Origin of the sequence: Klebsiella sp. 4_1_44FAA (assembly GCF_000238715.1) — a bacterium.
GTDB classification, from domain to species: Bacteria; Pseudomonadota; Gammaproteobacteria; order Enterobacterales; family Enterobacteriaceae; genus Klebsiella; species Klebsiella pneumoniae.
In genome coordinates this window covers 258,256-266,672 of record NZ_JH414803.1, presented here as the reverse complement: position 1 = coordinate 266,672, position 8,417 = coordinate 258,256, and the positions used below count along the sequence as shown (strand labels likewise).

The following is an 8,417-nucleotide window of genomic DNA, read 5'->3' as shown; positions in this document are numbered from 1 at the left end:
CAGCAGGCCGTCCTCGAGCAGGTTAAGGCCCTTAACGCCGATAAACAGTCGCTGACTATTCGCCTCGCCGCTGCGGAGAAGGCGCAGCAGGCCGCTCTTGACCAGGCTAAAGCGCTTAACGCTGACAAACCAGCCGCTGACGACCCGGCTGGCCGCCGCGGAAAAAGAGAAACAGGCCGTCCTCGAGCAGGTTAAGGCCCTTAACGCCGATAAGCAGTCGCTGACTATTCGCCTCGCCGCTGCGGAGAAGGCGCAGCAGGCCGCTCTTGACCAGGCTAAAGCGCTTAACGCTGACAAACAGCCGCTGGCGACCCGGCTGGCCGCCGCGGAAAAAGAGAAACAGGCCGTCCTCGAGCAGGTTAAGGCCCTTAACGCCGATAAGCAGTCGCTGACTATTCGCCTCGCCGCTGCGGAAAAGACGCAGCAGGCTGCCCTCGATCAGGTCAAAGCCCTTAACGCCGATAAACAATCACTGTCCACCCGGCTGGCCGCCGCGGATAAAGCGCCGCATGGCCCCGCTAACGACGCCGCTGCGCCAAAAAATGAGCCACCAGAGATGGCGGCCATAGTGGCAGCCTATCGCTTGCAGGCGGATAAAGACAACGCCCAGCTACGGATGAAAGAAGATGAAATCGAACTGCTGAGAACGCAGCTTTCTGTACAGTCCAAAACGCGCAGCGGCGAGAGCGCCGCTGCCAAACTCAGCGCATCGGGAGAACAGCAGGCTTATGCGATCGGCGCCTCGATGGGAAGCGAGGCGCTCAACGTCCTTACCACCCGTCGCACTCAGGGAGTTACCGTCGACGCAGGCCTGGTGTTGCAGGGCATCGAAGATGCCTTTCGCGGCCAGCTTCGTCTCGGAGAGCAGGAACGTAACAAAGCGCTGTTTGATGTGTCGCAGCAGGTTTATCAGAACCTGAATAAAATAGAGCAGAAAAACATCAGTGCCGGCAAGAAATATCAGCAGGCGTTTGCGCGCAAAAAAGATGTGGTCTTTAAAGAGGGCGTCTACAGCCGCGTCGATTACCCGGGTAAAGGAAAAATAAGCGGTAACGACCTGGTTACCGTGGTGATCAAAGAGATGCTGACGGACGGGACGGTGATCAACGATATGGAAGCGAAAGATCAGGCGCTTACGCAAAAGCTGGATGCCTATCCCCCGGTGTTTCGCGAACCGCTGAAGCGTCTACAGAACCACGGCTCTGTGACGCTCGTCGTCCCGCCTGAAAAGGCCTATGGCAGTAAAGGATTACCGCCAAAAATCCCGCCAGGCGCCACCATGGTTTATTCCGTGCGGATAGTAGATAGCCAACCCGAGCCGGCAAAATAGCCTCATCCTCTCCACCGCCCTTCCGGGGCGGTGGCTGTTATTCCTGCCTCATTGCTGCAATAACCGCCGTGCATCCTCATCTATAGTTGTCTATGATGTTGCACTCGTTTTACGGGTGTAACAGATGTTAACGAAGGAGGAGCCTTATCGTGGCCGATAATCCACTGTGGCATGAAACGCTGCATGACCATTTTGGTCAGTATTTTAGCGTTGATAACGTGCTGTACCACGAAAAAACCGATCATCAGGATCTGATCATCTTTGATAACCGCGCCTTTGGCCGGGTGATGGCGCTGGATGGCGTCGTACAAACCACCGAACGCGACGAGTTCATCTATCACGAAATGATGACCCATGTGCCGCTGCTGGCTCACGGCAACGCGAAGCATGTGTTGATCATTGGCGGCGGCGATGGCGCGATGCTGCGCGAAGTCTCTCGTCACCGTAGCATCGAAACCATCACCATGGTGGAAATCGACGCCGGGGTAGTTTCATTCTGCCGCCAGTACCTGCCGAACCATAACGCCGGCGCCTATGACGATCCGCGCTTTACGCTGGTGATTGATGATGGCGTCAATTTTGTTAATCAGACGACGCAAACGTTTGACGTGATCATTTCGGACTGTACCGATCCTATCGGCCCGGGAGAAAGCCTGTTCACCTCGGCTTTTTATGAAGGCTGCAAACGCTGCCTGAACCCGGGTGGGATCTTTGTTGCCCAGAATGGCGTCTGCTTCCTGCAACAGGATGAAGCGGTAGGCAGCCATCGCAAGCTAAGCCACTATTTTCGCGACGTCAGCTTCTACCAGGCGGCAATTCCAACCTATTACGGCGGGATCATGACCTTTGCCTGGGCGAGCGACAATGAGGCGCTGCGCCATCTCTCCAGCGAAATCATTCAGGCGCGCTTTCACAAAGCCAACCTGACCTGCCGTTACTACAATCCGGCAATCCATACGGCGGCCTTCGCCTTACCACAATATCTGCATGATGCTCTGTCCGCACCGTGACGCGAAATAAGGGGGTGAACTAAATTGAAAAAATTGAAGCTGCACGGCTTTAACAACCTGACCAAAAGCCTGAGTTTTTGTATCTACGATATCTGTTACGCCAAAACGGCAGAAGAGCGCGACGGCTACATCGCCTATATCGACGAACTCTATAATGCCAATCGCCTGACGGAGATCCTGACAGAAACCTGTTCTATTATTGGCGCCAATATCCTGAATATCGCCCGTCAGGATTATGAACCCCAGGGCGCCAGCGTGACCATTCTGGTCAGCGAAGAGCCTGTCGATCCCAAGCTGATTGACCAGACCGAACATCCTGGCCCGCTACCGGAAACCGTGGTCGCCCATCTCGATAAGAGCCATATCTGCGTGCATACCTACCCGGAGAGCCATCCGGAGGGCGGCCTGTGCACCTTCCGCGCCGATATCGAAGTTTCAACGTGCGGCGTCATTTCCCCGCTTAAAGCGCTGAACTATCTGATTCACCAGCTGGAATCGGACATTGTGACCATTGACTACCGTGTGCGCGGCTTTACCCGCGATATCAATGGGATGAAGCATTTTATCGATCATGAAATCAATTCGATTCAGAACTTTATGTCCGACGATATGAAGTCGTTGTATGACATGGTCGACGTCAACGTTTATCAGGAAAATATCTTCCATACCAAAATGTTGCTCAAGGAGTTCGACCTTAAGCACTACATGTTCCATACCCGACCGGAAGAGTTGACTGCCGAAGAGCGCAAGGTCATTACCGACCTGCTATGGAAAGAGATGCGCGAGATTTACTACGGCCGCAATATTCCTGCCGTGTAATCTATGAAATGCCCGGCGGCGCTTTTGCTTGCCGGGCCTGTAGTTCTGCGCCACCCGACATAAAAGGCGTCATTAACGCTGCTGCATAAACTCACGATAGGCGGCGACCACCTGCAGGAAATCCTCAACACCGCACAGAGAGAGACTTTCTTCGTCGTAGTAGCTCATCCCCTCCTCGATTTCGTCGCCGGAAAACTCCAGCTGATTGGCGCGGATCATCACCTCTTCGCCATCCAGCCACAGCGTATATTCATGCCCGGCACGCTGCCAGGAACGCTCGCTGCCCTTCACGGTGCGCGCCGCCTGCTCCACTTCGTCCAGCAGAGCAAGATTGCCTTTCACCTCCTCGTTGAACCAGTGGCCGATCGCCTCGTGATCCATCGACATTCGCACCTTTACCACTCCGGTAATATCGCGCAGAAATTCGTAATCCATAGTCTTTTCCTCTGCAAGGGCAATGCGTCACCGCTGCACTGTACCCATGCAGTAATTATCGCAGCAGACAGAAAGAAAAAAAGCGTAGCGGGCGGGAGGTTTGGAAATAAAAATGCCCGGTGATGCAATGTTCACCGGGCATTGGAGAGTTTATCGCCAAACGGTCAGCCGGGCTGACCGAATGGTTTACACCGCGGTCTGGAAGATCACGCCGTCAGCTTTTTCAGTGTACTGATCCAGCTGGTTGAAGTTCAGATAACGGTAGGTATCTTCCGCCGTCTTATCCACCTGCGCCACGAAGGTCTGGTACTCTTCCGGCGTCGGCAGTTTGCCGAGCAGCGAAGCCACCGCTGCCAGTTCGGCAGAGGCCAGATAGACGTTAGCGCCGGTACCTAAACGGTTCGGGAAGTTACGGGTAGAGGTGGAAACCACCGTCGCGCCGTCGGCCACGCGCGCCTGGTTACCCATACACAGGGAACAGCCAGGGATTTCGATACGCGCCCCGCTCTTACCAAACACGCTATAGTAGCCTTCTTCGGTCAGCTGCGCGGCATCCATACGGGTTGGCGGCGCCACCCACAGGCGAGTCGGCAGTTGGCCTTTGTGGCTGTCCAGCAGCTTACCGGCGGCACGGAAGTGGCCGATGTTGGTCATGCAGGAGCCGATGAACACTTCGTCGATCTTCTCGCCCTGCACATCAGACAGCAGGCGGGCATCGTCCGGATCGTTCGGCGCGCACAGAATCGGCTCTTTAATATCCGCCAGATCGATGTCGATCACTGCCGCGTATTCCGCGTCAGCATCGGCTTCCAGCAGCTGCGGATCCGCCAGCCATTTTTCCATGCCCTGGATACGACGCTCCAGGGTACGGCGGTCGCCGTAGCCTTCGGCGATCATCCACTTCAGCAGAACGATGTTAGAGTTCAGATACTCAACGATCGGCTCTTTATTCAGTTTGATGGTGCAGCCGGCGGCAGAACGCTCAGCCGAGGCATCGGTCAACTCGAACGCCTGCTCGACTTTCAGATCCGGCAGACCTTCGATCTCGAGGATGCGACCAGAGAAGATGTTTTTCTTACCTTTCTTCTCCACGGTCAGCAGGCCCTGCTTGATGGCGTACAGCGGGATGGCGTGGACCAGGTCACGCAGGGTGATCCCCGGCTGCATTTTACCTTTGAAACGCACCAGCACCGATTCCGGCATATCCAGCGGCATCACGCCGGTCGCGGCGGCGAAGGCCACCAGACCAGAGCCTGCCGGGAAGGAGATGCCGATTGGGAAACGGGTGTGGGAGTCACCGCCGGTACCCACGGTATCCGGCAGCAGCATGCGGTTCAGCCAGGAGTGAATCACGCCATCGCCCGGACGCAGAGAAACACCGCCGCGGTTCATGATGAAGTCCGGCAGAGTGTGGTGCGTGGTAACGTCAACCGGCTTCGGGTAGGCCGCGGTGTGGCAGAAGGACTGCATCACCAGGTCTGCAGAGAAGCCCAGGCACGCCAGGTCTTTCAGCTCATCACGGGTCATTGGACCGGTGGTGTCCTGAGAACCGACGGAGGTCATTTTCGGTTCGCAATAAGCGCCCGGACGGATACCGGCAACGCCGCAGGCGCGGCCAACCATTTTCTGCGCCAGCGAGAAGCCGCGGGTGCTTTCCGCCACGTCTTTCGCCTGACGGAAGACATCGCTGTGCGGCAGGCCCAGCGCTTCACGCGCTTTGGTGGTCAGACCACGACCGATGATCAGCGGAATACGGCCGCCGGCGCGCACTTCGTCGATCAGCACATCGGTTTTCAGCTCGAAGCTGGCCAGCAGTTCGTTGGTCTCGTGGTTACGCACTTCGCCTTTGAAGGGGTAAACGTCGATTACGTCGCCCATGTTCAGGTTAGACACATCAACTTCGATAGGCAGCGCGCCCGCATCTTCCATGGTGTTGAAGAAAATTGGCGCGATTTTACCGCCCAGACACAGGCCGCCGCCGCGCTTGTTCGGCACGTTCGGGATATCGTCGCCCATAAACCACAGCACCGAGTTGGTGGCGGATTTACGTGAAGAACCGGTCCCGACCACGTCGCCGACGTAGGCCAGCGGGTAGCCTTTCTGCTGCAGGGCTTCGATCTGTTTGATTGGGCCAACCACGCCCGGCTGATCCGGCTCAATGCCTTCGCGGGGGTTTTTGAGCATTGCCAGCGCATGCAGCGGGATATCCGGACGCGACCACGCATCCGGCGCCGGAGAGAGATCATCGGTGTTCGTTTCGCCGGTGACCTTGAAGACGGTAACAGTGATTTTTTCTGCCAGCTGCGGACGGTTCAGGAACCACTCGGCGTCAGCCCAGGATTGCATAACCTGTTTAGCATGCTCGTTACCCGCTTTGGCTTTCTCTTCCACGTCGTAGAAGTTATCGAACATCAGCAGGGTATGGGAGAGCGCTTTCGCGGCAATCGGCGCCAGTTTCGCGTCGTCCAGCGCATCGATCAGCGGATGGATATTGTAACCGCCCTGCATGGTGCCCAGCAGTTCAACGGCTTTTTCAGGGGTAACCAGGGGGGAGGTCGCTTCGCCTTTGGCGATCGCGGCAAGGAATCCAGCTTTAACATAGGCGGCTTCATCGACGCCCGGCGGTACACGGTTAATCAGCAGGTCTAACAGGAATTCTTCTTCGCCCGCAGGCGGGTTTTTCAGCAGTTCTACCAGCGCGGCCATTTGGGTTGCATCTAAGGGTTTGGCAACAATCCCCATGGCGGCACGCTCAGCTACGTGCTTACGGTATTCTTCTAGCACGACGGTTCTCCTCGCTCTCATTGTCATAATGCGGCCTACACGTCTTCAATCAATCTGCCTCTGTCCTGGCTTAGCTTGCCGCGTGACGCATCTTGAAGGATTTAGTGGCTGGGCGATTTTCTTCACGCTCCTGTGAGACAGCAGTTTGTAGGGTAAATGCCCGATACCGCGTCGGCAGCATAGCAGGATTTTTGAAAGGTGTTAATCTGTTTACAAAAAAGCAACATTAAAATTTAGCTGAATCGTTAAGGGCAGGATATTGCAGGCTTTCTGTTCAAATCCCGCGACAAAAATTCCTTTCCGCGTACAACGCCACGGGCCGATCCCAACAATAATCAATAAAAAGCCATACCGCTTACTTATACTCAGCAAACGCGCCGTTTTCGCAGATACTTTAGCGAGATGGGTTACTTTTTGGGTCAGGAGTTTCCATGTCACTGCCGTTCAAACCCCATATTATCGCCCTGCTCTGTAGCGCTGGCTTACTCGCGGCGGCAGGAACACTCTATGTGCAAAGCCGAACCCCAGCGACGATCGCTGAACCGCCTGCGCAGCAAGCTCCAGCGCCCGCAGCGTCGACGACACAGCCGGTGGCCGCCACTTACACCCAGGCGCAAATTGATCAGTGGGTCGCCCCTATCGCGCTCTACCCGGACAGCCTACTGTCGCAGGTGTTGATGGCCTCCACTTATCCCGACAACGTCCTGCAGGCGGTCCAGTGGTCCCAGGATAACCCCGCGATGAAAGGGGATGCGGCCGTGCAGGCGGTTGCCAGCCAGCCGTGGGACCCTAGCGTCAAATCTCTTGTCGCTTTCCCTGCCCTGCTGGCGATGATGGGCGAGAATCCGCCCTGGGTGGAAAATCTTGGCAATGCGTTTTTGGCCCAGCCGCATGATGTGATGGATTCAGTGCAGCGCCTGCGCGCCATTGCCCAACAAACCGGGACGCTGAAATCCACACCGCAGCAGAAAGTGATTGTCACCCCTGTCGCACCGGTTTCAGCCAGCAGCAGCACGGCAGCAACCGCAACCGCCCACACAGCGGCGCCTGCGCCCACGCAGGTCATTAAAATAGAGCCGACCAATCCACAGGTGGTCTATGTTCCCAGCTATAACCCCTCCACCGTCTATGGTACCTGGCCGAACAGCGCCTATCCGCCGGTCTATCTGCCGCCCCCTCCCGGGGAGCAATTTACCGATAGCTTCGTCAAAGGCTTCGGGTACAGCCTCGGCGTGGCCACCACCTGGGCGCTGTTCAGCAGTATCGACTGGGATGATGATGACCATCACCATCACGATGACGACTACCACCACGGCGATTACTCGCATAATGGCGATAACATCAATATTAATGTAAATAATTTCAATCATATAACAGGAGAAAACCTGCCGGGAAACCACGTTAACTGGCAGCACAATCCTGCCTATCGCGGACACACACCGTATCCCGATAATACGGTAGCTCAGCGCTTCCATCAGACCAACGTTTCCGGCGGACTGAGCGCGACCCAACATGCGCCAGTCGATCGCGAAGCGCAGCGCCAGGCAGCGATGACCCAGCTGCAGCATAACGTACCGACGGCCACAGCGGGCAATCTGGCGGCAAACAACACCTCACGCGACGCCCAGCGTCAGGCGGCCTCGGCGCAGCTGAAGCAAGCCACCCAACGCAGTAATTACCGCGGTTACGACAGTACGCCGACCCAACAGCAGCGTCGCGAGGCGGCAAAAACGCAGCTGAAAAACCCCACGCCGCAGCAACAGCAGCGTCGAGAAGCCGCCAGGAGCCACGAGCAGAACCGCACACCTCAGCAGCAGCAGCGCCGGCAGCAGTTCCAGTCCGCCACGCCAGCCCAGCGTCAGCAGACGCTCAGCCATCTGCGCGCCAACGCCCTTAGCGGCAACGAAAGCCGCGCCCCCTCCTGGCAAGCGCAGCAGGAACGAGGACTGCAGAGCCGCCAGTTTTCCGGCGTAAACCGCGAGTTACGCGATGGCGCCAGAGAACGTCTTTCCGAACACCATGAACTGCGTCGCCGCTAA

General features: G+C 56.8%; 6 protein-coding genes and 1 pseudogene. 5 read left to right on the top strand and 2 right to left on the bottom strand.

The genetic code is table 11. From position 1 onward, the window contains the following. The 4 genes and pseudogenes from HMPREF1024_RS31815 to speD all read left to right on the top strand — a co-directional run. Positions 1-195: pseudogene (locus tag HMPREF1024_RS31815) on the top strand (hypothetical protein); the annotation flags it as partial. Beyond that, positions 122-1,330 (top strand): FKBP-type peptidyl-prolyl cis-trans isomerase, encoded by a 1,209-nt coding sequence (locus HMPREF1024_RS07105; RefSeq protein ID WP_032451407.1) that lies wholly within the window; start codon positions 122-124, stop codon positions 1,328-1,330. The pseudogene HMPREF1024_RS31815 and the gene HMPREF1024_RS07105, both read left to right, overlap by 74 nt. Before the next feature lie 149 nt (positions 1,331-1,479). Then, on the top strand, positions 1,480-2,340 hold the full coding sequence (gene speE / locus HMPREF1024_RS07110; protein WP_002888741.1) for a polyamine aminopropyltransferase: 861 nt from the start codon (positions 1,480-1,482) through the stop codon (positions 2,338-2,340). Positions 2,341-2,364: 24 nt separating this feature from the next. Beyond that, positions 2,365-3,159: an adenosylmethionine decarboxylase gene (gene speD / locus HMPREF1024_RS07115; RefSeq protein WP_002888739.1), complete on the top strand. Its 795-nt coding sequence runs from the start codon at positions 2,365-2,367 to the stop codon at positions 3,157-3,159. A 72-nt stretch (positions 3,160-3,231) separates the two neighbouring features. On the opposite strand, the gene yacL is transcribed toward speD, so the two are convergent. Both yacL and acnB read right to left on the bottom strand, forming a co-directional pair. After that, entirely contained in the window at positions 3,232-3,594 is a 363-nt protein-coding gene (yacL, locus tag HMPREF1024_RS07120; RefSeq protein WP_002888737.1) for a protein YacL, read from the bottom strand. Positions 3,595-3,780: 186 nt separating this feature from the next. Continuing rightward, positions 3,781-6,378: a bifunctional aconitate hydratase 2/2-methylisocitrate dehydratase gene (acnB, locus tag HMPREF1024_RS07125; RefSeq protein ID WP_002888735.1), complete on the bottom strand. Its 2,598-nt coding sequence runs from the start codon at positions 6,376-6,378 to the stop codon at positions 3,781-3,783. A 431-nt stretch (positions 6,379-6,809) separates the two neighbouring features. Between acnB and HMPREF1024_RS07130 the strand changes: the two genes are divergently transcribed. Further along, positions 6,810-8,417 (top strand): DUF3300 domain-containing protein, encoded by a 1,608-nt coding sequence (locus tag HMPREF1024_RS07130; protein ID WP_009309254.1) that lies wholly within the window; start codon positions 6,810-6,812, stop codon positions 8,415-8,417.

Bases quoted from the DNA above. Each gene is read 5' to 3' on its own strand.
- yacL (WP_002888737.1), bottom strand. From the start codon at position 3,594: ATGGATTACGAATTTCTGCGCGATATTACCGGAGTGGTAAAGGTGCGA.
- HMPREF1024_RS07130 (WP_009309254.1), top strand. From the start codon at position 6,810: ATGTCACTGCCGTTCAAACCCCATATTATCGCCCTGCTCTGTAGCGCT.